This window comes from Pseudomonas salomonii (genome assembly GCF_900107155.1).
GTDB classification, from domain to species: Bacteria; Pseudomonadota; Gammaproteobacteria; order Pseudomonadales; family Pseudomonadaceae; genus Aquipseudomonas; species Aquipseudomonas salomonii.
The window spans coordinates 295,443-319,364 of sequence record NZ_FNOX01000006.1 but is presented as its reverse complement, the minus strand read 5'-3'; the positions used below and the strand labels follow the sequence as shown (position 1 = coordinate 319,364).

At 60.4% G+C, this 23,922-nt stretch carries 22 protein-coding genes and 1 tRNA gene; 22 read left to right on the top strand and 1 reads right to left on the bottom strand.

Annotation, left to right across the window (positions count from 1 at the left end; translation table 11 throughout):
• Nucleotides 1-599: 599 nt before the first annotated feature.
• The 21 genes from BLV67_RS15980 (at nt 600) to BLV67_RS15880 (ending at nt 22,780) form a co-directional block, all read left to right on the top strand.
• Complete coding sequence (locus tag BLV67_RS15980) at nt 600-2,465, top strand: 3-dehydroquinate synthase (RefSeq protein WP_069787195.1); 1,866 nt, start codon at nt 600-602, stop codon at nt 2,463-2,465.
• A gap of 5 nt (nt 2,466-2,470) precedes the next feature.
• Nucleotides 2,471-3,340, top strand: coding sequence for a UbiA family prenyltransferase (locus tag BLV67_RS15975; protein WP_069787194.1), 870 nt, complete (start codon nt 2,471-2,473; stop codon nt 3,338-3,340).
• On the top strand, nt 3,337-4,020 hold the full coding sequence (locus BLV67_RS15970) for an EboA domain-containing protein (RefSeq protein WP_065932167.1): 684 nt from the start codon (nt 3,337-3,339) through the stop codon (nt 4,018-4,020). The genes BLV67_RS15975 and BLV67_RS15970 overlap by 4 nt, the downstream gene beginning before the upstream one ends.
• Nucleotides 4,021-4,052: 32 nt before the next feature.
• A complete protein-coding gene (locus tag BLV67_RS15965) occupies nt 4,053-4,937 on the top strand; it encodes a TatD family hydrolase (RefSeq protein WP_017136539.1) in 885 nt (294 codons plus the stop codon).
• Nucleotides 4,934-6,154 carry a metabolite traffic protein EboE gene (gene eboE / locus BLV67_RS15960; protein ID WP_069787193.1) on the top strand — a complete coding sequence of 407 codons (1,221 nt, stop codon included), beginning with the start codon at nt 4,934-4,936 and terminating at the stop codon, nt 6,152-6,154. Before BLV67_RS15965 ends, eboE begins: the two co-directional genes overlap by 4 nt.
• Nucleotides 6,144-7,580 carry an alkaline phosphatase family protein gene (locus tag BLV67_RS15955; RefSeq protein ID WP_141722729.1) on the top strand — a complete coding sequence of 479 codons (1,437 nt, stop codon included), beginning with the start codon at nt 6,144-6,146 and terminating at the stop codon, nt 7,578-7,580. Before eboE ends, BLV67_RS15955 begins: the two co-directional genes overlap by 11 nt.
• Nucleotides 7,559-8,698, top strand: a complete 1,140-nt coding sequence (locus tag BLV67_RS15950; protein WP_069787191.1) for a hypothetical protein — start codon at nt 7,559-7,561, stop codon at nt 8,696-8,698. Before BLV67_RS15955 ends, BLV67_RS15950 begins: the two co-directional genes overlap by 22 nt.
• 10 nt (nt 8,699-8,708) lie before the next feature.
• The gene (locus tag BLV67_RS15945; protein ID WP_069787190.1) at nt 8,709-11,072 is read left to right on the top strand and encodes a hypothetical protein; all 2,364 of its coding nucleotides are present in this window, start codon (nt 8,709-8,711) and stop codon (nt 11,070-11,072) included.
• A gap of 58 nt (nt 11,073-11,130) precedes the next feature.
• Nucleotides 11,131-12,054, top strand: a complete 924-nt coding sequence (locus BLV67_RS15940) for a hypothetical protein (RefSeq protein WP_069787189.1) — start codon at nt 11,131-11,133, stop codon at nt 12,052-12,054.
• Nucleotides 12,055-12,065: 11 nt separating this feature from the next.
• Nucleotides 12,066-13,352, top strand: a complete 1,287-nt coding sequence (locus tag BLV67_RS15935) for a hypothetical protein (protein ID WP_069787188.1) — start codon at nt 12,066-12,068, stop codon at nt 13,350-13,352.
• A gap of 3 nt (nt 13,353-13,355) precedes the next feature.
• Nucleotides 13,356-15,164 carry a hypothetical protein gene (locus tag BLV67_RS15930; RefSeq protein ID WP_069787187.1) on the top strand — a complete coding sequence of 603 codons (1,809 nt, stop codon included), beginning with the start codon at nt 13,356-13,358 and terminating at the stop codon, nt 15,162-15,164.
• 11 nt (nt 15,165-15,175) lie between these two features.
• Complete coding sequence (locus BLV67_RS15925; protein ID WP_069787186.1) at nt 15,176-16,225, top strand: hypothetical protein; 1,050 nt, start codon at nt 15,176-15,178, stop codon at nt 16,223-16,225.
• A 435-nt stretch (nt 16,226-16,660) separates the two neighbouring features.
• Nucleotides 16,661-17,041, top strand: coding sequence for a DUF1090 family protein (locus BLV67_RS15920; protein WP_069787185.1), 381 nt, complete (start codon nt 16,661-16,663; stop codon nt 17,039-17,041).
• Nucleotides 17,042-17,176: 135 nt separating this feature from the next.
• Nucleotides 17,177-17,740, top strand: coding sequence for a hypothetical protein (locus tag BLV67_RS15915; RefSeq protein ID WP_065932177.1), 564 nt, complete (start codon nt 17,177-17,179; stop codon nt 17,738-17,740).
• 56 nt (nt 17,741-17,796) lie between these two features.
• Nucleotides 17,797-18,162 (top strand): hypothetical protein, encoded by a 366-nt coding sequence (locus BLV67_RS15910; protein WP_069787184.1) that lies wholly within the window; start codon nt 17,797-17,799, stop codon nt 18,160-18,162.
• Nucleotides 18,163-18,410: 248 nt separating this feature from the next.
• Complete coding sequence (locus BLV67_RS15905) at nt 18,411-19,856, top strand: serralysin family metalloprotease (protein WP_083269374.1); 1,446 nt, start codon at nt 18,411-18,413, stop codon at nt 19,854-19,856.
• A gap of 675 nt (nt 19,857-20,531) precedes the next feature.
• A complete protein-coding gene (locus tag BLV67_RS15900; protein WP_069787183.1) occupies nt 20,532-20,873 on the top strand; it encodes a hypothetical protein in 342 nt (113 codons plus the stop codon).
• A 47-nt stretch (nt 20,874-20,920) separates the two neighbouring features.
• A complete protein-coding gene (locus tag BLV67_RS33340) occupies nt 20,921-21,139 on the top strand; it encodes a hypothetical protein (RefSeq protein WP_069787182.1) in 219 nt (72 codons plus the stop codon).
• Between the two features lie 144 nt (nt 21,140-21,283).
• Nucleotides 21,284-21,715 carry a hypothetical protein gene (locus BLV67_RS15890; RefSeq protein ID WP_074854481.1) on the top strand — a complete coding sequence of 144 codons (432 nt, stop codon included), beginning with the start codon at nt 21,284-21,286 and terminating at the stop codon, nt 21,713-21,715.
• A 110-nt stretch (nt 21,716-21,825) separates the two neighbouring features.
• Nucleotides 21,826-22,152, top strand: a complete 327-nt coding sequence (locus BLV67_RS15885) for a DUF2388 domain-containing protein (RefSeq protein WP_065932184.1) — start codon at nt 21,826-21,828, stop codon at nt 22,150-22,152.
• 217 nt (nt 22,153-22,369) lie between these two features.
• Entirely contained in the window at nt 22,370-22,780 is a 411-nt protein-coding gene (locus tag BLV67_RS15880) for a VOC family protein (protein ID WP_074854480.1), read from the top strand.
• A gap of 191 nt (nt 22,781-22,971) precedes the next feature.
• On the opposite strand, the gene BLV67_RS15875 is transcribed toward BLV67_RS15880, so the two are convergent.
• A tRNA-Ser gene (locus BLV67_RS15875) sits at nt 22,972-23,062 on the bottom strand.
• Between the two features lie 152 nt (nt 23,063-23,214).
• Between BLV67_RS15875 and BLV67_RS15870 the strand changes: the two genes are divergently transcribed.
• Nucleotides 23,215-23,886, top strand: coding sequence for a Bax inhibitor-1/YccA family protein (locus BLV67_RS15870; RefSeq protein WP_058419884.1), 672 nt, complete (start codon nt 23,215-23,217; stop codon nt 23,884-23,886).
• Nucleotides 23,887-23,922: the final 36 nt, after the last annotated feature.

Sequence of the window (23,922 nt, the reverse complement as noted above, 5' to 3'; positions counted from 1 at the left end):
GAGCTGGCCCGCACCACGGTGGATCGCTCTATCGAGTGCCTGAAACCCACCAAGGCAATGGCATAAACGCGGTAAAAAATGTGGGAGCGGGCTTGCTCGCGAATGCGCTGGGTCAGCCACATATGTGCTGACTGACACTGCGCTTTCGCGAGCAAGCCCGCTCCCACAATGGACCTGCTGAGTATTTGAGTTCTTTGGAAGCACATCGCATTAAACGGAATAGTTCTCGACAACTACGCCCACATAAACTTGTTATAGCCAGCCGCAATAATTCACCAAACAAACCTCACGTTTTTGAACTCAACTTGTTACTTGCAACGGTCATCACCAACAGCTTCTTGACGCCGCCATAAAAGCCATACAACTAATTGTAAATATTGAATAATCACCGCTAAACCTTCTCCTCTAAAACGCCCTTTTCAAACTCCCTTGCGCACAAACTTGCAAAACAACCACAACCGGCTACGTTCATGAATACCGTGAAAGCCATCAGCCATTACGCACAAAACCTGCCCGCCAGGTTAGGGGTTTTATTGCTCTAAAAACAGCGCAAGCACAGACACGGAATTTAAGTCTCAACACTCAAAAGGGATGCTTTGATGAAGCGCAGCCGGCGGTATCGTGCGTTCACGAAAAAGGGCCCAGCCGAACATTTTTGGCTGTCATTGGTGTGCTTTTCTGCGCTGGTGATTGCCAGCTTTCTGTTGTTTGAACAACAGATCCAAGACTTCCTGATTCACCTCAACCTCTACCAACCGTCCACGCCTGCCCAGGTATTCAACCTGGCGCTGCTGCTGATCGCCCTGCTGGCGCTGGACGTGGTGCTGCCCGTGCCGTCGAGCATGGTGGCGTTGCTGGGGGTGGCCATGCTCGGCAGCATTGGCGGTTACCTGGTGATCTTTATCGGGCTGTGCCTGGGTGCCGGGTTGGGGTATGCGTTGGGCGCCGGTTATTTTCGTTTGCTGTCCGGCCGCCTTGGCTTGCATCAGCGCTCGCCCGGGCAGTTGGCGTACCGCTTGGGCACGCTGTCGTTGATTTGCCTGCGCGGTGTGCCGGTGCTGGCGGAAACCTCGGTGGTGGCCGCCGGAATGCAACGCTACCCGCTGCGGGCCTTTTTGCTGATCACCACCTTGGCCAATGCCGGCCTGGCGCTGGCCTACACGGCCATCGGCACCTTCCTGATCGAGCAGAATTCATTGCTGGTCACGGTGCTGGCCAGCATGGTGTTGCCGCTGGTGTTTGTGGCGATTTACAGCCTGCTCAAACGCAAGCCCAGTGAGGACCAGCCCCTGCGTGGGCGGTTCACGGTCGCCTATGACTACCCGGTGGTCTTCACCGACCACCTGTTCGACCCGCTCAACCCGTGCCTGCACCACCAGCTCATCACCCAGCACCCTGCGCCGGTCACGGTGATGGCGTTCGCCGATGAGCAACTGCTGCACAGCGCGCCTGCGTTGCGCGAACAGATCGACGCCTACTTCGCGGCCCATGCCGATCTGCAGTTGCTCGCCGCGCCCATCGCCGTGCCTGCCGGTGAACTGAGTAAAACCTCAGAGGTGTTGCAACAGCTCTACAGCGACATGCTGCAACACGGCCTGGACCGGCACTGCTACGTGCTGGCCCTGGGCGGCGGTGCAGTGCTGGATGCGGTGGGTTACGCCTGCGCGACTTTCCACCGGGGTATCCGGCTGATCCGTATTCCCAGCACAGTGCTGGCCCAGAACGATGCCGGTATCGGCGTCAAAAACGGCATCAATGCCTTCGGCCAGAAGAACCTGCTCGGCGCGTTCTACCCCGCCACCGCCGTGATCAACGACTTCCAACTGCTCACCAGCCTCACCCGCCGCGACCAGATCGCCGGGCTGGCCGAGGCGGTGAAAGTGGCGCTGATCAAGGACGCCGCGTTCTTCCAGTGGATGGAAGCCAACGCCAGCGCCCTCGCCCACTTCGACCACGCGGCCAGCCGCTATGCGATTCGCCGTTGCGCCGAACTGCACCTGGGGCATATCACCGGCGCCGGTGACCCGTTCGAGCGCGGCAACGGTCGCCCGCTGGATTACGGGCACTGGGCCGCGCACAAACTGGAAAACCTCAGCCACCACCGGCTGCGCCATGGCGAAGCCGTCGCCGTGGGCATGGCGCTGGATGGGCTTTACGCGAACGCACTGGGCCTGTTGAGCGATTCCGAAACGGAGCGGGTGATGAGCCTGCTGCACACGCTGGGCTTCAACCTGTGCCCGCCGGAATTGAGTGTGACCGATGCCCAGGGCCGCTCGCCGCTGTTGCTCGGCCTGGAGGAATTTCGCCAGCACCTGGGCGGGCAACTGTCGATCCCCATGCTCACCGGCATCGGCCAATCGGTGGACCTGCATGCAATCGACAGCGCAAAAATGCACGCGGCGCTGCAACGGCTGGCGGCCCACAGCAACCCGGCACTGCCTGCCACCGAGGGCTACGCGCGATGAGCCCGATGAAAACCTGGATGACCCTCGGCCGCGTGTCCAACCTGCCCACGGTGTGGACCAATACCCTGGCCGCCGCCCTGCTCGCCAGCAGCGCCGGAACCCTGGCGCCGCCGTCGTCGCTGGTGTGGGGGCTGCTGTTGATCACCTTGTCGCTGCTGTACCTGGCCGGGATGTTCTTGAATGACCTGCTCGATGCCGACTGGGACGCGCAACACCACAACCCGCGCCCCATCACCCTGGGACTTGCCAGCCGCCAGCAAGTCGGCGTAGCCACAGCCTTGCTGCTGGTGTTCGCGGCAGCGGCGGTGCTGGGCCTGAGCCGCTTGATCGACACGCCGCATTGGCTGCTTGGCGGCGTGGTGCTGCTGGTGGGCTGCATTTTCGGCTACAACCTGCTGCATAAAAAATATGCCCACAGCGTGTGGCTGATGGGCGCCTGCCGCTCGGCGCTGTACCTCACCGCCGCCGCCAGCCTGGCGGTGCCGCCGGAGCCGATCTGGCTGTGCGCGATGCTGCTTGGCGTGTACATCAGCGGCCTGACCTACCTGGCCCGCCAGGAGCATCGCAACCAACTGATCAGCCGCCTGCCACTGCTGTTGATGCTCAGCCCGCTGGCGCTGGCGTTCTACTCCAACAACCTGTGGTTCTGGCCGGTATTGCTGCTGTGGCTGGGCTGGTTGGGCTGGCATTACTGGAAACACCTGGCCCACCCGCAACAGCGCCAGGTGCGCGCGTTTATCGGCGCAGGTTTGGCCGCGCTGCCGTTGTTCGATGCGCTGGTGCTGGCGGTGGCGAACCAGCCGTTGGGCAGCCTGGTGTGTGTGCTGGTGTTTTTCCTGCTTCCCCACTTTCAGCGCTGGATCAAGCCGACATGAACATGCGCCCGGACTCTCTCGCCGACCTTCGCTTGAGCCTCACTCAACAGCTGGATGCCACGCAACTGCAGTGGTGGCTGCAGGCGCATGCACAGCTAGAAGCGCAGCCGCTTGCGTCCACCGTGGCGCTGCTGAGCGGCCAGTGCAAGCGCCAGTTGCCCGCCGCTGTTGTCGCGCCAGCCCGGGCACTGCTGATAGCCAAGGCACTGGAACACACGCCAACAGACGATCACCTGCCGCTGCTGCGCCAACTGTTCCGGTGGGGCGACGATCAGGAAAAAATCGCCCTGCTCAGCGCCCTCGACTGGCTCGACCGCGACGGGCTGTGCCTGGAGCTGGCGTTGCAGGCCGGGCGCACCAGCAACCCGCAGGTATTTGCCGCGCTGGCCCTCGACACCGCCTACCCATCACGTCATTACCCGGAACGCGCCTTTCACCAGCTGGTGCTCAAGGCGCTCGGCATGGGCCTCGACATCGGGCGCCTGGCGAACCTGGCCCAGCACCATAGCGTGAACCTCAACCAACTGGCCCTCGACCTGCTCGACGAACAGCTCGCGGCCTCGCGCACCGTATCCCCGGGCTTGCCCAAAGCGATCGCCTTTGACCTGCTCAGCCCGGCGCAATTACAGCGCCTGCGCGGCCTGCGCCTGCCGCCCGAATGGCACGCCTACCTGAACTGATGCACATCGCCTTCCCTTGACGAGGATTCACCATGCTCAAGTATTTCGATCCGCATATCCATATGGTCAGCCGCACCACCGACGACTACCAGAACATGGCCGCCGCCGGCATCACCGGGGTGATCGAGCCGGCGTTCTGGCAAGGCCAGGCGCGCACCAGCCTGGGCAGTTTCGTCGATTATTTCGACACGCTGCTGGGTTGGGAACGCTTTCGCGCGAGCATGTTCGGCATCCACCACTTCTGCACCATCGGCCTGAACCCCAAGGAGGCCAATGACCTGTCGATTGCCAATGAAGTGCTGGAGATTCTGCCGCGTTATCTGGTCAAGGACGGCGTGGTGGCGGTGGGTGAAATCGGCTACGACGACATCACCCCCGAAGAGGACCGCTTCCTCGCCGCGCAACTGGAACTGGCCAAGCAATTCAACCTGCCGGTGCTGGTACACACGCCGCATCGCGACAAGATCGGCGGCACCAAACGCACCCTCGCCGTGATCCGCGAAGTGGGGATTGCCGAGCACCTGGTGATCATCGACCACCTCAATGAGCTGACCTTGCCGCTGGTGCTGGACAGCGACTGCTGGCGCGGCCATTCGATCTACCCCAACACCAAGATGTCGGAGCAGCGCATGGTCGCGTTGCTGCAGGAATACGGCACCGAAAAAATGGTGGTCAACAGCGCGGCGGACTGGGGCATCAGCGACCCGCTCAAGGTGCCCAAGACCGGCCAGGCGATGCTCGCGGCCGGGTTCAGTGAAGCCCAGGTCGAACAGGTGCTGTTCCATAACCCGGTGGACTTTTTTGCCCAGAGCGGCCAGCTCGACAAAGCCCTGGTGAGCACGCCGCTGCCCATCGACCAGCGCAAGCAATGGCAGGAAAACTCGGCCTTGCGTGGCCAGGACCCGGTGGTCAAATGAGCGCCGCCAACGGCTGGACGGCCAGCCAGATCGGCTATTGCAGCAATGTGCACCCGGCCCGCGACCTGGCCGCGCTGCGCGCCTCCATCACCGAGCATTTTCAGGGTGTGCGCACCTTGCGCGGGCTGGAGCAACAAGACAGCGGCCTGTGGATCTGCGCCCAGGCGGCGGCGCAATTACAGCACGCCGCGGCGCGTACGCAGTTTGTGCAGTTGCTCAAACAAAGCGGCGTGCGCCTGACTTCACTGAACGGTTTCCCCTACGGCGACTTCCACAAAGGCGCGGTGAAAGCCCAGGTGTATTTGCCCAGCTGGGCCGACCCGCAGCGGCTGGCTTACAGCCTGGACCTGGCGCACATCCTTGCCCACGCCCTGCCCGACGATTGCCGCCAAGGAGTGATTTCCACGGTGCCGCTGGGCTATGCCGCAACCTGGAGCAAAGCGCGGCAACTGCGCGCCGATGAACACCTCAGCCAACTCACGGAGGCACTTGCCGATCTGCACCGCAAAACCGGCAAGAACATTGTGTTTTGCCTGGAGATGGAGCCCGACTGTGTGCTGGAAAACACCGAGCAGACCCTCGCCTTCTTCCAGCGCCGGCAGGCCATGGACCCGAACCATGCCTACCTGGCGCTGTGTTTTGATGTGTGCCACCAAGCAGTGATGTACGAGGATTGTTATCAATCCCTGGACCGGCTGCGTGCGGCCGGCGTGCCGGTGGGCAAGGTCCAGCTGTCCAACGCGATGATCTGCCACTTGCCGCCCGACGATGCCACGCGGCGCGAAGCCGTGCTCGACACCCTCGCAAGCTTTGCCGAAGCCACCTACCTGCACCAGGTCAAGGCACTCGATGCACAGGGCGGCCGTGTGGCCTGGCCCGACCTGCCGGCGGCCCTGCAGGCGTGCGCCGGGTTCAACGAGCTGCGCATTCACTTCCATATCCCGCTGTTCAGCGAACACCTGTTGTTGCCCGAACTGCGCGGCAGCCAGGTGGCCCTGGCCCAGACCTTCGACTACCTGGCCGCCCACACCGAGTTTCGCCCGGTGCTGGAGGTGGAAACCTACAGCTGGGGCGTGCTGCCCGCGCAGTTGCGGCCCACCACGCAACAGGCGCAGCTGGAAGGCATCGCCGCCGAGCTGCGCTGGGTCGAGGGCCAATTGCGCCAGCGCAACCTGCTGCAATCCCTGATGCAGGAGGCGTATGCCGATGCGCTCTGAGCAACCGCTGCTGCTGATCAATGTGGTCGGGCTGACGCCGTCGCTGCTGGGCGAGGCGACGCCGCAGATCAACGCGCTGCTCAAGACCGCCAAGCTGGCCAGCCTGCAACCGGTGTTCCCCGCCGTGACGTCCACGGTGCAGGCCTCGATCCTCACCGGCGCGCCGCCGTCGCAGCATGGGATTGTCGGCAATGGCTGGTACGTTCGCGACCAGGCCGAAGTGCGTTTCTGGCTGCAACCCAACGCGCTGATTCAGGGCGAAAAGGTCTGGCACACCCTCAAGCGTGAAATGCCGGGCTTTCGCTGCAGCCAGTTGTTCTGGTGGTACAACATGTACGCCGATGTGGACGCCTCCATCACCCCGCGCCCGCATTACCCGGCCGATGGGCGCAAGCAATTTGGCCTGTATTCGTCGCCGCCCGGTTTGCATGAGCAGATCGAGGCGCAGATTGGCGAGTTCCCCTTCCACGGTTTTTGGGGGCCGGCGGCGGGCATCGCGTCGAGCCGCTGGATCGTCGAGTGCGCCATGGCCGAGTTCCAGATCAGCCGGCCGCACCTGCAATTGATCTACCTGCCCCACCTTGATTACAGCTTGCAGCGCGTGGGGCCTGAGCACCCGTCGATTGCTGAAGAAGTGCGCGCCATCGACCACGAAGTCGGGCGTTTGCTGGCCTTCGCCGAGGCCCAGGGCGCGGCGGTGATGCTGCTGTCTGAGTACGGCATCGAAGCCGTCGCGCAGTCGGTGTCGATCAACCGCGTGCTGCGCGCCGAAGGCCTGTTGCAGGTGCGCCAATCCTTGAGCTGGGAACTGCTCGACCCCGGCGCCAGCGCGGCGTTTGCGGTGGCGGACCATCAGGTCGCGCATGTCTATGTAAAGCACGTGCAAGACATCCCTCGCGTTAAAGCCTTGTTGCAGTGCCAGCCCGGCATCGAGCAGGTGCTGGACAAGGCCGAGCAACGCGCCTGGCAGCTCGACCATGCACGCAGCGGCGAGCTGGTGGCCGTGGCCGCTGCCGGGTTCTGGTTCGATTACTACTACTGGCTGGATGAGCGCAAAGCGCCGGATTTTGCGCGCACCGTGGACATTCACCGCAAGCCCGGCTACGACCCGGTGGAGCTGTTTATCGACCCGGCCATTCGCTTGCCCAAGCTCAAAGTGGCGCGCCGCCTGCTGCAAAAAAAGCTCGGTTTTCGCTACTACATGGACCTAATCCCACTGGACACGGGGCTAGTCCGTGGCAGCCATGGCCGCCTGCCCACCAGCACGCAGACCGGCCCGCTGCTGATCACCAATTGCGACCTGGCGTTGCCGCAGCAACTGGCGGCGACGGCAGTCAAGCAACTGCTCCTGGAGCACTTCCTGGGGCGCCCTCACCTCGAACTGGCGAATGCCAAGGAGCTTTCATGCGGCGAGCCTTATCGATAACGGTCCTGAGTGCCCTGGCCGGATTGGCCCAGGCACAGGACACCAACCCCTTCGACTGCAGCAACTTTTTGCAGTTTGGAGGCAATCTCGACGCCACCCGGGCCGCCTTCACCCAAGGCCCCGACACCCTCGCCTGGAACTGGTTCGCCTGCCTGAACCAGCCCGCCGGCGCGCAAAGCCCTGACCGGGTCTGGGAAACCCTGAAACCGTCGGACCAGGTCTACCTGCCTAACGGCGCCCAACCGCTGCCCTACGGCCAAAGCGTGCCACCACCCGCCGCCGTGCTGACCCAGGCCCAGGCGATGGGCATGAACCCCAACCGCATCTTGCATAACCTCAACGCCACGCAACAGGTGGACGGGTTGATCCTGCAAATGGGCGGCCAGGTGCCGGCGGCCGAAAAAGGCCAGGCAGTGCGCTTCCAACTGCTGATGGGCCAGGACACCTTCAACTACATCCTGCAGCAGAAGGTCTACAACGTGAATGGCCAGGCCGCACTCACCAGCGACCTGAACTTCCCCTCCACCGCCTGGGAGCTCAAAGCCGCGTGGCTGTGGATCGGTAACGACACGGCCTACCAGCAACAATTGGCCAGCCAGGGTTATTACATCGCCCAGGCCTATTACCAACAGGGCAAGCAGTATCAGGTCGGCTATGCGGCGCTGAGCGGCTTGCATGTGATCAACAAGCTGAACCCCGATTGGGTGTGGACCACCTTCGAAAACCGTAACAACAGCCAGTACACGGTGACCAACGCCGCCCCCGCCGCGCCGATGACCAACAGCACCGGGCCGACAGCGGCGGCGCAGCCGGTGAACACCACCTTCCAGGCCCAATACCCGGCGCTGGCGCAGTACGAACTGATCGGCGTGCAATCCAACACCACGCCAACGTTACTGGCCAACTCCCAGCTGGAATCGGCCTTCCAGAGCCAGTCTTCGTGCTTCGCCTGCCATGGCACCGCCGCTTACTCGCCCAAGCAGGGCTATTTCAATTTCGCCTTGAACAAAGACGGCGGCATCGTCTACCCCACCGCGCCGCTGCCCACCTCCGACTTTGTCGGCTACCACAAACTGGACTTTGTCTGGTCGCTCAAACGCGCCCAGTGGCAACGCTAAGGAGCCTCACATGAGCGTCTTGAATTTCCCGCGTATCTACCTGGGCGGCCATATGTTCTGGAACCCGCCGACCGCCAACAACAATGACATGTACCCGCTGTACGATGCGGTAAAAATGCAGATGAACTGGCCGTTCCTGAAGGCCTTCGACATCACCCCGTTGAACGCCGCCAGCACCTTGCTGCCCTGGACCATCGCCCCGCTGCCGCCCGCCAGCGTGCCCGATTACGTGATGCAGGTGCCGGGCAACGCCGCGCAGTTGACCACGCCGATGATCCCTGGCGAGTGGAACCTGTTTGGCGACAATGCCTGCGGCACCGTGAGCTACAACCAGACCCAGTCGGTGATCACCGGCGGCGAGTTGCCGGGCGGTGGTTATGTGAGCCAGGACCCGCTGATCAACCAGAGCTTCCAACTGCTCGGCAACCCCTTCGGCGGTGCGCCGAGCTCGCCGGCGAGGTTTGTCGACGTGAGCCCGTGGCAGAACACTTTTACCGCGCTGTACTTCGACAAGCTGGTGCTGGGCAATGCCGCGTGCGGCCTGACGCTCAATCGCCAGTTCCGCATGCTCGACCGTTTCCTCAACTTCAACTGGGCCAACCTCGGCGGCCTGGCCTACGTGACCACCACCTGGCAAACCTGTTTCCCCAAAGAAAACCTGGAATGGGTGATCGGCAATTCGGCCTTGCTGCAAAACCTGCAAACCCAGATGGCGCAGCAAAATGCCAAGGGCTTGATGTTCCGTTTTTCAACCTACCTGACGTGCTACGACAAGAACGGCATCCTCAACAACTACCCGCCGATCGACACCCACTCTTCCAGCGCCGCAGCCCAGGCCCAAGTGCAGGCCATGTACCAACAGGGGCTGGATAACGTCGGCGATATTTTCTTCAACCCGGCCTATAGCCGCACGGTCGGCACCCTGGGCTTGTGGCTGGACGATGAGTTCCCCACCGCCCCCGCCGGCCGGCGCCTGGTACCGGCCGGCGCAGTGCCCATCTACAAGACCTCGCCAGGCACGGCCACCCAGGCGCAGCTCGGGGTAATCTCGGCGCAGGCCCACGACGACACCTTGTCGCTGGACCTGGGCAATGCCTTCCCGTTCTACCCGATCGACAAGACGGCGGACATCCCGGTCGCGGCCAAATTCCAGGCGGGCAATTACCAGATCGGCATCCGCCAGGGCACACAATTCAGCCCGCTGGCCAGTTTTGGTTATGACGATTATCAACAGGCGGCCTTCGACAAACGCGCGGGCATCCTCGACCTGCCGCTGGGCGTGGACGCCCAGGCACTCCTGCAAACCGGCACCCTGGAATTGCAACAGCCCGGCACCACGCCCGTGATCGCCGCGACCCAGCAGATGTGGACCGCCGAAGTGGTCGAGAGCGCCAGCTTTATCGACGTGGGTGACACCAGAACCCTGCAGGTGATGGTGCAATACGACGGCCTGCCCGCGCCCGCCGGCACCACCTTGTGGGTGGCCGAATACGGCAATGCCTACATGCTGTGTACCACCGATTATTACCTGGCTTTCAGCAACGCGGCGAACTTCACGCTGTTTAACAACGACCCGGCCAACCTGACTAAAAACAGCGCCAATTGGCCGCAATTCCAGGGCGCAACCCCGCTGCGCAGTCACGTGACCGAGGGCACCGGCCGCCAATTGATGGCCACGCGGCTGGCGGTGTCGGCCGATCAAATGACGCCGGTGACCTATCAGGAGTTCTTACCGACACCTGCCGCCGTCGCCTTAAGCCCAACGCTCACGTTCGCCAACCCGATCGCCATGCAGGGCACTTTGCAAGACCCGCTCAACAGCACGGTGCAATACAGCCTGGCGAAGATCCAGACCGACGCCAACGGCATCGCCAACCTGACCGTTACGGCCCAGGCACCGGGTTTTCCGACCTTGCGTTTTTTTGTGCAGGAAGGTCAGCAGGCCCCGGCGATCCCGTTCAGCTTCCCGCTGCCCACGGCCTTCACCGACTTCCTCGCGCCGCTGCGGGTGCTGCCGCTGGAGCCGCAGTTGCAGCAGAACTTCGTGGATGCCTGGAACCTGATTTATCAGCGCGAAAACGCCGGCCAGCTGATCTGGGAGACCTTCATCTATCCCTTCATCCTCCAGCCGTTCTATTACCTGTACCCGATCATGAGCAAGTTCATGCCGCTCAATTCCTTGTCGCGCATTGAGGGCGCGGTGGACCAGCTGATTGTGTTGATCAGCAAGCCCTATCAGGAAGAAAGCACCCTGGCGATGCCCATCACGCGGGACATGCCGCAAAGCCGTCGAGCCGTGCTGGAGCTGTGGGCGAAAGCCCTGGTGAAATGCAACTACCCGCCCGTGCAATTGAGCATGAGCGACTACCACTAAGCCACACACAGGAGCGCGGGTAGCCTGACGGCTGCCCGGCACCCCACAGGAGTGCCCCATGAACACCCGCCTTTTGAGCCGACTGTTGCTGCTGCTTGTGTTGCTCAGCCCCGCCGCGTTTGCCGCCGACGACAGCGGCGCCGTGTACTTCACCAATGGTGTGCACAACAGCGAAGGGTGCAATGCGCAGAACGGCAACTGCATCGCCAAACGCATGCCCGGCGAGCCTTCCGATCCGTTTTTCCCGGCGCAATGGATCAGCGACTGGACCATGTACCGGGTCACCAACAACTACGCGAAAAACCCGCCGCCCTATAGCAATCCACCCTCAACCCTCACACCTGCCGACTACACGGTCTCGCGCGGGACGAGCTATTACGACACCACGTACATCCCGCCGGATGGCGACGGTTTCGGCGCGATGATGGAGCACTACGAGAAGTACTGCCTGCCGATCTTTCCGATCAAGAACAACAACTACACCTGCTCGTTCGTGTCCCTGGGCAACAAGGCGTACTTTTTGACTTACCCGCAGGACCGCCCGAAAGACATGCCGGCGTGCTGCATGTTTTCGCCGATGAACCACCCGCCGCGCCAGGACTTTATCGAGCATCTGCCCTACAGCGCCGAGCGCAGCAAAAACCTCAACGCCAGCGTGCAGGCCTATGCCCTGGACCTGCAATCACCGGCGGGGCCGATCCTGTTTGGGTATGCCTTTAACAAGCGCCAGACCGGCACACCGCCCTACCGCTCGCCGCAGTCGTTCTTCTTTTCCGGCGACACCAGCGTGGCCAATGCGCCGATCGTGAGCCAGAACTACACCAACTTCCGTATCGCCAAACCCGACCCCAGGCAGACCTGGGACCAAGTGGCCGCGATGTGCCCGTCGAACCCGCCACCGTGCCAGTTGTTCGAGCCGCCGGCGTCCCGGAGCAACGGCCATAAGGCGCAATGGAACCAACTGATGCAGCGCAAGCCTTGAGGAAGATCATCATGAAAACCCTACTGAGTGTGATGCTGCTGGGGCTGGTCAGCCTGCCGGCCCTGGCGCGCGAAGCACCGCAGCCGTCGCTGCTGGCCACCCAGCTCAATTGCCAGCCACCCACCAGCGCCCCGGCCGCCAATGCGCCGCAGGACCAGTTCGATCAATACAGCTGGCAGATGTTCGTCGCCCTGAACTGGCCGGCCCAGGACGGGCAGCGCGGCACGCCCAATTGCAACAAACAGCCTGGGGATTCGGGCTACACCGTGTGGCAAACCTACAAGACCGTCAGTGAGATCTTCCTGCCCGGCGCCGCCAACCCTGGGCCGTGGAACAGCCCACTGACGGCCCGCAGCCTGGGCATTATCAATATTGCCGCGTTGAAGAACAGTTCATTGGTCAACTCCATCGACCAGGCGGTCGGCGGCTGGCTGATCGACCAGGCGGGCAACCCGACCTACTACGACATCTCCGCCAACCAGGCGTCCTATAACTACATTGTCGGCAACCGCTTCTACAACGCGAATGTGGTGTCCAAGGCCAGCAACATCAACTTTCCCAACGGGGTGATCGAGATCAAATCGAGCTGGCGCATCCTCACGCCCAGGGACAACGCCAGCCATTACCTGACCCAGATTGCGCGCGTGGCCACCTTCAACAACCAGGGCCAGCGCACCGGCGTGACCGAGGCGTATCTGGGGCTGGTGGGCCTGCATATCATCACCAAGGTCAATGGCTACCCGCAGTGGATCTGGTCGACCTTCGAGCAGATCGAAAACGTGCCGCCCAAGGCCAGGGTCAATGGCCAGTGGGTCGATCAACCGGTGTCCGGTACGGCGTATTCCTACTACAACCCTGTGGCCCCGGCTGCCACGCTCAACCAGTCGCCGTGCAACTGGCAAACCCAGGGCACGCAACTGGTCTGCGTGCCCAAGCCCGGCACCACGTTCAAGACGCCGAACCCGCTCAACCGCGTCACGCCGATTGCCGACGCCACAGGCTGGGTGAATGCCAACTACCAGGCCAGCCCCGGCCTGCAACGCAGCGTCTTGAAGTACTACCAGCTCATCACCACCCAGCGTCCGCTGATGCCCAACAACCCGAGCAACCCGCTGGGCCAGCCGACGCCGGCACTGTCGGCCAACGTGACCATGGAGAGCTATATCCAGCCCAACAGCAGCTGCATGAATTGCCACTCCATGGCGACGCCGGTGAAGAGCCCGTTCAAGTCTGACTTCTCGTACCTGTTCAAATTTGCCAACCCGCCTGTCACCCCACACGCCACGGACAAGGAATAGACCATGAGCATCCTCAATGGACCACGACTGAATTTCTGGGGCGGCATCCGCACGGACGTGAGCTTGCCGAACAACTCACCGACCATTCCGTTCAATGGCAACCCGAACTGGCCGCTGTTCGACCTGACCACCTCGACCCTGGCGCCGGGTGCGCAGTCTTATACCGATGACCAGTTGAACAACATGATCAACGCGCCGGCAGGCAATTACTACACGGCCGGCGGCTGGAACCACTACGGCCAGCACGTGGTGGACATGCAGAATGCCTTGATCAGCTCCCAGGGTGTGCCGGGCAACATCAGCACCACCGGCGACATGATTGGCCAACCGGTGTACCTGCTCGGTTCGGTGGACCCGGTGACCGGCCAGGGCCCGGTCTCCGGCCCGATGATGGTGGACCTGGACCCCAGCGCCTCGACCACCACGCAGATATTTGTGGGTGGCCTGCAAATTGGTGGCAACGACAACATCCAGTTGCTGATCCGCAACAATGCGGTATGCAGCAGTTACGACGTGACCGGCCGCGTGCTCGACCCGGCAAAAATGGACGCACCGGGCTCGTTCCATGCCAGCGGCACGTTCCAGCTGACCTTCCCGCTGAGCAGCATCGTCAGCTGGAACCAGAACAGCGCCGGCCTCAGGGCGATTATCCAGGCGCCGGGGGCGACGGGCATTGTCTTGCGGTTTGTGATGTTCGAGATGTGCCCGCAGATGACCACGGCGCAGTTGGATGCTGATTACGCCGCCGGTAAATACACGCCGAACCCGAGCATCGGCCGGGTGATCGGCACCCTGGCGCCGGCGTTTGCCGGCGAGTTGCCGGGCTGCCAGCCGGGCCGCCAGATCGTCAACCAGGCCACGGGCAACGCCGCCTACGCGGCGCTGGGCAACAACGGCTTGCTGAGCCTGGATATGGTCAATGTCATCCCCAAGCAGACCTTCCGTGCCGTGCGCGATGACATCACCAGCCCCATCGGGCCGAATGCCAATTACGGGCCGGTGACCATTGCCGCCGGTGCGGCGCCGCTGACGACGCTCAACCCCGTCGCCAGCCCGCTGGTCAATTACTATGTGTACGGCGGTATCGTCGACCTGCCCCTGAGTACCAGCCAACAGCAAGCCGTGCGAACCACCGCGTTGAACATCACTGCGCCCAATGCAGTGAACGGTAAAAAACTCAACGCCACCGAGGCCGCTTACCGGGTGTCTGCCGACCAGCGCAATGTGTACCTGGAGGACTACCCCAATGGCCTGACCATCACCTTGCGGGTCAGCTACCTGGGCGGGCCGGTGCCCAACGCCACCCAAGTGAACCTTGCAGCCAGCGCGCCGGGGGTTTACGGTCAAAAGCAGTACGTCGACTTTCTCAACTTCCCCCCTTCGCTGACCGTGAATGCCGGGCAACAGACGGTGAGTTTCCCGGTCACGCTCAAAAGCGGCAGCGCCGGCCAGGCCGGTTTTGTCGCGCTGACCTGCACGGCCAATGGCGTGGGCGATGGCGCCTACTTCACCAACCTGCGCAAATACGCCCAGACCGATTTCGGCATAGCCAAGGGCAGCACCATCACCTGGGCCCAGGTTTACCCGAACGTGCTGCGCTTTCACTACCTGGCCTTCCCCGCCATGTCCCGCTACGTGCCGCTCAACCAGCCCGACGCGATCATCGCCGCCAAGAACGCGATTTTGGCGCGCACCTCGGACGCCTATAAAGGCACCACGCTGTTCATGCCGGTCGTGCGCTCGATGTCGCCGGCCCAACGGGCATTGTTGCGCGCCTACCTCACCGGCAGCCCATGGCAGCCACCGCAATAGGAGCACAGCCCATGACCTTGCATATCCCGGCGCAGCCCATTGAGGCGCTGCGCCCCAGTACACTGATCGCCGAAGGCCTGCTCAACCCACGCGGCCTGTGCCTGCAAGAAGACGGCAGCCTGCTGCTGGCCGAAGCCGGCTCCGGCCTGGCGGACCAGCCGTTCAGCGGCCGCATCAGCCACCTGCAACCCAACCCTGCACGGCCTGGCGAGTACGTGCCCGGCGACGTCATCGCCCACGGCTTTCGCAGCATGAACATGCAGGCGCGCATGCTGCGCGATGAAATCATGGGCGTCTCGGACATTGCCTGCGGTGAGGGGCGTTGCCTGGCCAGCCTGACCGACTATGTCGGCGGCTCGCAACTGCTCGATCTGCAATACAGCCCACCTGAACCGGTGTTCCACAGTCGAGGCAATTTGAATGCGCTGTGCTACCACCCAACGCGCCACAGCTGGCTGGCGGTAAAACCGGATGCCAACCAACTGGTGGAATTCACTGAAGGCCGGGACGAACGGGTGCTGGCGCAATTGCCGGAACTCGATCAGGGCCAGGACGCCGTGCCCGTGACCCTGGTGTACGAACCGCAGACGGACGCCGTGCTGATCAGCCTGTTCTCCGGCGAGCTGCACGGCGACCCGGCGCGCAAGGGCGTCGACTTTGCCGATTTTGCCGGTCAAGTGATCCGCGTGCACCCGGCCAGCGGGCAAATAGAAGGCGTGATACGCGGCCTGCAATTGCCCACGGGCCTGGCGTTGTGCCCGCGCGGCAGGCTGCTGGTGCTGGAGCTGTGCAGCCACCTGCAGCAACCGCTGCTGCCGGACTGGAGCGGCGAGCCGCTGCACGGCGGTTTCACCCGGTTCAGCGGGCGTTTGCTGCGTTGCAACCTGCACACCCGGGAAGTCGAAGTGCTGGTGCGCGGCCTGGATACGCCGTCCAACTTATGCGTGGTGCCGGGCGCCGTACTGGTCAGCGAAGGCATGGGATTGAGCGGTCGGCACATCCCAATGCCTACCGACAGGGTGGTGCCATTAAGCGGCAAGATAAGGCGGGTGCCGCTCTGAAAGCGACCTTATACCGCGCCCCCCAACAGCAAAACGGTCGCAGGCCCGGCACGAAACGATGGATTGTGCTCAGTGCGTGAGCATGATGCCTGGGTGCAAAAAACATAATACACACACGGTTTTCACGCGGTTTTCACAGTGGCGCGCCTAGCCTGAACTCAGCTCCTAAGTGAACACCTTTTAAGCCCGCGCCCCCATCGTGGGCTTTTCTTTGTCTGATGTCCGTGCGGGCCGAGCGGTTAGAGGTGTAGACAGCCCAGATCATGACCCGCCAACAACGTGAAGGCATTCACACTTCTGCAACGCCAGTGTTGAGGCACAAAAAAAGCCCCAATAGTATTTCCCTCCACCCGAGCGCTCACTCTTATACGGATATTGCTCTGCGCCAGCTCGGGCACTGGCACGTGTGCAGGCAATCAAACATTGAGGTTTGCCATGCGTCTTACCCAACTCGCACCCGCCGCCGCCCTGTTCAGCCTGTTTGCCCTGCCCGCCCACGCTGCCGACCTGACGGCCCTGACGGGCGCCCTGTCCTCCGCCCTGGGTGGCAGCAACAACAACACCGTCAACACCACTGGCAACAACACCTCCTGCCAGCAGCAGATCCGCGACCTGCAGGCCAACCTCAATGCAGCCAACGCCAAAGGCGACACCTTGCGCGCGACAGCCTTTCAGGCGGCCCTGACGCAAACCAATAAAAGCTGCAGTAACGCGCGCTACAACACCCAGGCGCAGGTGGATACCAACCCACAACACCAGCAAAACGTGAACAAGGCTGCGGATGCGATCAATGCCATCGGTGGTTTGTTCAAGTAAGTCGAAAAGTGATGTGAGAAGAGCCCGCGGTTGCGGGCTTTTTTATACCTGCTCTTTGGCTGCCTGCTGCGTGCAGCCCGATACGATAGACATGCTTTAATGGGCGCCATATCACCACAGCAAAGGAATTGCCCGATGAACAAATATCTCCTGTGCTCGCTATTGGCACTGGTTGCGGGCTGCAGCACGGGGCCTTATCTGCATCCGGAGTCGTCTGTGGGCCAGAATGCCCTGCTCTCACGTACCTGCCCCGGTGCACACGCGGCCATGAGCTTTACGGCACAACCAGAAAAACTCAACTGGGTTCGCGTGCTGGTGTATGTAGCGCCACCGGGCACGCGCAGTTGGCCAGGCAATGTGAAGTCAACCGACAGCGAACTTCGTCTGTTCGGGCGCCTCTATAAACCGAGCCAGGGCTACACGAAAACGCCGCTTTGGGTAAGTGCCGCATCGCCTGAAGTGAGCGTGCAATTGGCATCCGGGCGGACTTACCGGGTCAGCGTCGAGCAGTTGAAAACAGGGTTCGACCCCGCGCAAATATCCAGCTCCGACACCCAAGGCACACCCCTGGGTAAAGGTGACATGGACGACTTTACGCTGACCTTGCCGGACATCTTCGTCAATGGCGAAAAAGTCCCCATGGCGCCGATTTACTTTAAAAAGCGTGAAGAGCGTTATGCGCCGGTGTTCAACTGCTGAGTTGAATCGCCACGCGGTTATAAACCGGTGATTGTTGATTGCTAAGAATATTTCAAATGAACGGACGCACCTTGCTGGTCGTTATATTGCTTGCCCACCCCACCCTATCGGTTGCAGCCACCCAACCTGGTGACGGGAAGGTACTCGGGGCAAGCGATGGCCTGATGTACTCCCGGGCGCAGTTCACCTGCGGGACGCTGCCCGCCGATCTTGTTGCCGATTACGTAAAGGCATCCAAGCTGATTGCTGGGCCTAGCGCGGAATACGATGAAGGCTATGAACAAGTCGTCTCCCGAGGGGAACGCAATTGGCCGGCTATCCCGAGCGCTGAGCAGCGAGCACTCGAATGCCAGAAGTCCAAAGAGAACCTGGTAATCAAGGTGAAGTTGGCACAACGCTGGTTTCCTGAGGCTTACAAGTAAGCGCTGGAAGTTATTGCCATCCGCTCATATTTATCTAACGGAGCGCCCACTCCAGGGTCAGCGACCTCTCACCAAACTGAGGCCCTCAAAATATTTAAGGATATTTCAATACGTTATATATTCTATTTAATTTTTAAATAACACTAAACGCATAACTCCTTTATAAAGATCAACACAACAAGAAAACAGTTAACACGTGATAAGCCTTTAGCACTCCACGCTCAATGGACACGAAGGAATGTAAACTTATGACTGTCTCAACGAAAAATCTTGTTAATCCAACTGCCTCTTCGGCAGGAATCCAGACGAGTGAAGATTACCAAAGCCTCCTGATTTTTTCACACGCTTATGATCGAGGAGGATTTAATTTAAATGGAAAGCCGTCTTACACCATTACGCAGGCAGCGGATGAAATAACCCGAGGCGGTTACTATTGGGGCGACAATGACCATAACGGCAAATACAATTTCACCTACAGCTTTCTGACCTCAGAAAGTAAATCTTACGCCGCCGAGAAAGTTTCCGGCTTCACCGCTTTCAACGCACAACAAAAGTCCCAGGCAGCCCTTTCGTTTCAATCCTGGTCAGACGTCGCCAATATCTCATTCCGTGAATCTAACAGCGGAGGCGACGCCCATATATCCTTGGGCAACTATAGTAATGATCTGCAGCATGGCGGTGCCCGGTCGGCTTTCGCGTTCTACCCAAACAATAGCGGAAACAGTGACGCCCTGTTTTATACCAATAAAAGCTACCAGGAAAACTTGACGCCAGCGAACGGCAATTACGGCCGTCAAACGCTAACCCATGAAATGGGTCACACGCTTGGCCTGCAACACCCAGGCGCCTACGATGCCAGCGTGGGTCAGCCGTCCTATTCGGATGCGAAATATGCCGAAGATACACACGGTTACTCCGTGATGAGTTACTGGAACGAGAGCAACACCAACCAGAACTTCAGTAAAGGTGGGGGCGAAGCCTATGCAGCGGGCCCGCTGATCGACGACATTGCTGCGATCCAGAAGCTCTACGGCGCCAACTACGCCACCCGCGCCGGCGACACCACTTACGGGTTCAACTCCAACACCGGTCGGGATTTCTACAGCGCCACCTCCAATGCCGACAAGCTGGTGTTCTCGGTATGGGACGGTGGCGGCAACGACACCCTGGACTTCTCCGGCTTCACCCAGAACCAGAAGATCAACCTCAGTGAAGGCTCGTTCTCCGACATCGGCGGCCTGGTGGGTAACGTGTCCATCGCCAAGGGCGTTACCCTCGAGAACGCTTTGGGTGGCGCAGGCAACGACCTGATCATTGGCAACAACACAGCCAACATCATCAAAGGCGGTGCCGGCAACGACATCATCTACGGCGGTGGCGGTGCGGACCAGCTGTGGGGCGGCGCCGGCAATGACACCTTTGTGTATGGTGCCAGTTCCGACTCCAGGCCAGGGGCTGCAGACAGGATTGTTGACTTTAACTCGGGTTCGGACAAGATCGACCTGTCGGGCATTACCAAAGGTGCAGGCTTGAGCTTCGTCAATGCATTCACCGGGCATACCGGCGATGCGGTGCTGAGCTATGCCTCGGGTACCAACCTAGGCACCTTGGCGGTGGACTTCTCCGGGCACGGCGTGGCGGATTTCCTCGTCACCACCGTCGGCCAGGCGGCCATCAGCGACATCGTGGCGTGATGTAAAGCGCGGCGCTTCGGCGCCGCGTTCTGAGGAGCCAGAAGTGGATTCTGGCCTTTAGACTAATTGTCGTAGAAGTACCACATTACCGCTATCACAGTGGCAACCCATCCGAGGGTAAGCAGAAATGATAGACCTGCGAGCCGCTTATCCATGGTGCCCTATCAAAAGTCAGATGAACGCAATACGAACGCCTCGAATCAGACGCCTCGAATCAGACGGCTCTGATCAGAGTAGTTCAGTGCTCTCAGTGTGCAATGGCCTGTACCTGGCGATCAGTCCCTGGTCGACAGTGCTGGTGATTACCCTAGCTCAATGAGCGGGAACATCAGGAACCTTTTCCAAAATCCGGAATCAGTGCTGCTTGCTTTTACATCAATCAGTTAGCGGGCGCCCAGCATGATCCTGAGAAACACCTTACTGTGCATTGCGCTTGTCGCCGCCGGCTTCCTTGCCGGGTATGCAGCGAAACCAACCCGTGAACTTCAAGTAACAGCCGGCCAACTCATAGAGTGTGGCCGGGTAATCATGCCGACTCTTGGTATGTAAGTGTGATCTCTGCGTCAGAAAACTTGTCATTGGCTTGTGAGCCCATCCAGCATGGATGGCGTTCCAGTAACGCCGACACCCATTCGGCGGTCGAGAGTCTTAAATCTACATTGCAAGGAGTGCGATATGCCAGTGGTAGCTGTGCTGAATGATGAGTCAGACCAAGGTGAGATTTTAGGCGCGCTGAAGGCCTATGGTCTGGTGCTGGCTAACTACTACACCCGCCCCGGCGCATCGGAGCTGACCACGGAATTAAGAGCCGCGCTGGGCAGTAGATCTGATGAGAATCAGCTGATTTGCCATAATCTACCGCTGGCGATAGAAGGCGACCCCTCGTGGACAAGCGTGCTTGTGCTCCCTCCCCGGTATCACTTTAAATACCGTGAAACGATGGCCTTGACGGCTCGAGCGCTCAGCGCTGCCGATGAAAGTAACGAGAAGGGAATGTTCTTGTATCACGAGCCGTAGACGCCCAAAGTGGACTGGCGGTGGCATTCAGGGATAACACTTAACGCATGACAGCATGGCGAAATCAGAGCTTCTGGAGCAAGGTCGGGGTCATTGCCTGGCTGACGCTGCTTATGGCCATTCCTGACGCTGGCGACACAGGCTGGTTGGACGCAGGCGCGTCCAATCGTAAGCGAGTCTTCAGCCCTGGCTTCATTGCGTTGTGCGCCATTGTGGTGGTGGTTGAGCTGACAGTGCTGAACCACTTCTATGGGGTGCGAGGATGAGGTGAAGGCAGGACGCTTATATCCTGTTACAACTATTCACCTGCAGGCACCGCCCGCAAAGAACTTCAAACTTTTGTCCTAGTCCCAATGCCAGGCGTGCTTTAAACCGTAAGCGCCTGCTGACAACCCATAGAGGTTCACAAAATGAAAATGACACTGCCCGTCCTGTTTTTGGGCGTTCTCATTTCGCAAGGAGCGATGGCTGCCGGAGATGGCACAGCCGGCCTTGGAGGCGGCGTTGGTGGTGCACTTGGCAACATCGTAGGTCAACAGCTCGGCGGCTCGACGGGCGCGGCGGTAGGCGCAGGCGTAGGTGGTGCCGCCGGCAGTGCTGTCGGTGCTCAAAAAGGCAATAGAGCGGAAGCTGCATTGGGTGGAGGAATCGGCGGCGCGGGTGGCTCATTGATTGGTAATCGCCTGGGCGGTACAACCGGCTCGACGATCGGTGCAGGTCTCGGCGGCGCGGCGGGTGGCGCGCTGGGAAACAACCTGGCGGACGATGAAAGCAGTCATCGATCCGATGGTAGAAAGCACAAAGGCAACAACAAGCATAAGCACAAGAACAAGCATCGTTAGGTTCTGACGCTGTGACATCGAAGCCCGGCCCAGCGCCGGGCTTCTTGTTTCTGGCAGGTGCCCTGCTCTGCTATCGTGGCCAGTTCTGATCGCAGTGGAAGCATCGAAGCATGAATTCATGGAAGACTCTGGCAATCGCCTTACTGGCATCGGTCAGCACACAGGCCGTATCAGGCGACAACGTCAACCCTGTCGCTGCAGGAATATTCATCACCATCTCCTTGCCAACCATTTTAATTGGGGCAACCACATCCCTCACCACCGAGCCGCCAAAGATATTCAAGTCAGCCAAGACTGACGCACTGACGTTCATAGGTTCGGACGGCGAGATTCGCGGAGCACAGTTTGAGCAAGCCTGCCGACACTATCGATTGAGTTACAGGTCACCGCTCATGTCCGATATGCAACTGGCCAAGGCCATCGCGGCGTCCTACTGAGCGCAACCTTTCACATCCCTTTCACACTCGGGCGCTTAGGGTTACCCCAGCTCCTAGAGAACATCCCTTTAAGCCCGCTAATCCCCATCGCGGGCTTTTCTTTGTCTGCGATTTGGAGAGCCGAGACTCACCCTCGACGTCTTACCCGACGACCGCTATACACGCCCACCGTCAAAATGACACGATAACGCCTCGCCTTCGTAAGCAGGAATACAGGATGTTCAGTCACGTAACCGTTGGGACAAACGATCTTGATAAGGCGTCTAGCTTCTATGACGCGGTGCTGATCCCCTTGGGGCTCTGCCGTCGGCCTGTAACCCCTGATGGCGGGCCACCTTCGGCATGCTGGATCAAGCCAGATAACGCTCTCCCTCGCTTTTATGTGTACAACCCCTATGACCGCAATGAGGCCGAAGCAGGGAATGGCAGCATGGTGGCTTTCACTGCACCCTCTCCAAATGCGGTAGATACCGCCTATGCAGCCGGGCTTCTTGCAGGTGGATCCGATGAAGGTGAGCCTGGCCAACGCCCCCACTATGGTGACGGCTACTACGGTGCGTACCTGCGTGATCCAGATGGCAACAAGGTGCACATCGCTCATCGTGGAGATTTGCATGTGGCGGGATAGGCGCCGCTCACCGTCTTCGCTTGAAGCCCGCCAAAAAGAAAGGCGATGGGGTGCTGCCAGCCAGCACTCGCCAGATCCAGCTCGATGATATCCGCCCGGAATGATGCAGAAACGTTCAGTCTCTGAGCCGACGTCCAGCCAAACCCCAGAAACGCAAAAGCCCCGCAATCGCGTGGCTTTCGTGTAAATCTTGGCGGGAAACCAGGGATTCGAACCCTGGAGACGCTATTAACGTCCGCCGGTTTTCAAGACCGGTGCATTCAACCACTCTGCCAATTTCCCTTTTGCATCACAGGATTATAGTAGCCCATCCCGTGTCAGCGGGCGCCATAATACCCGAATGAAACACACTGTCAAACTCTTGCCATGGCTTGTTACAGAGCGTCTGTTATGATCCTTGCGACTGAATGTTTCAAAACTGAAGGAGTGTCGCCATGCGCGAACAGAATTACGCACTGAATGGTAACGCGCAGGCTGAGCAGCTTGAAGTCAGCCGCGTGTTGCGCAACACCTACGGCTTGCTCGCCCTTACCCTCGCGTTCAGCGGCGTAATGGCGTATGTGGCGCAGCAGATGCGCGTCGGCTACCCGAATATCTTTGTCGTGTTGATCGGTTTTTACGGTCTGTTCTTTCTGACCAACAAGCTGCGTGACTCGGCCTGGGGCCTGGTGTCGGCGTTTGCCCTGACCGGTTTCATGGGCTTTATCCTGGGCCCGATCCTCAACCGTTACCTCGGCATGGCCGGCGGTGCGGAAGTGGTCAGTTCGGCATTTGCCATGACTGCCCTTGTATTTGGTGGTCTGTCGGCCTACGTGCTGATCAGCCGTAAGGACATGAGCTTCCTGGGTGGCTTCATTACCGCAGGCTTCTTCGTGTTGCTGGCGGCAGTGGTTGCCGGCATGTTCTTCCAGATCAGCGGCTTGCAGTTGGCGATCAGCGCCGGTTTCGTGCTGTTCTCCTCCGTGTGCATCCTGTTCCAGACCAGCGCCATCATCCACGGCGGTGAGCGTAACTACATCATGGCGACCATCAGCCTGTATGTATCGATCTACAACCTGTTCATCAGCCTGCTGCAGATCTTCGGCATCATGAGCCGCGATGACTGATTGCTAACGCAATAAAAAATGCCCCGTATCGAAAGA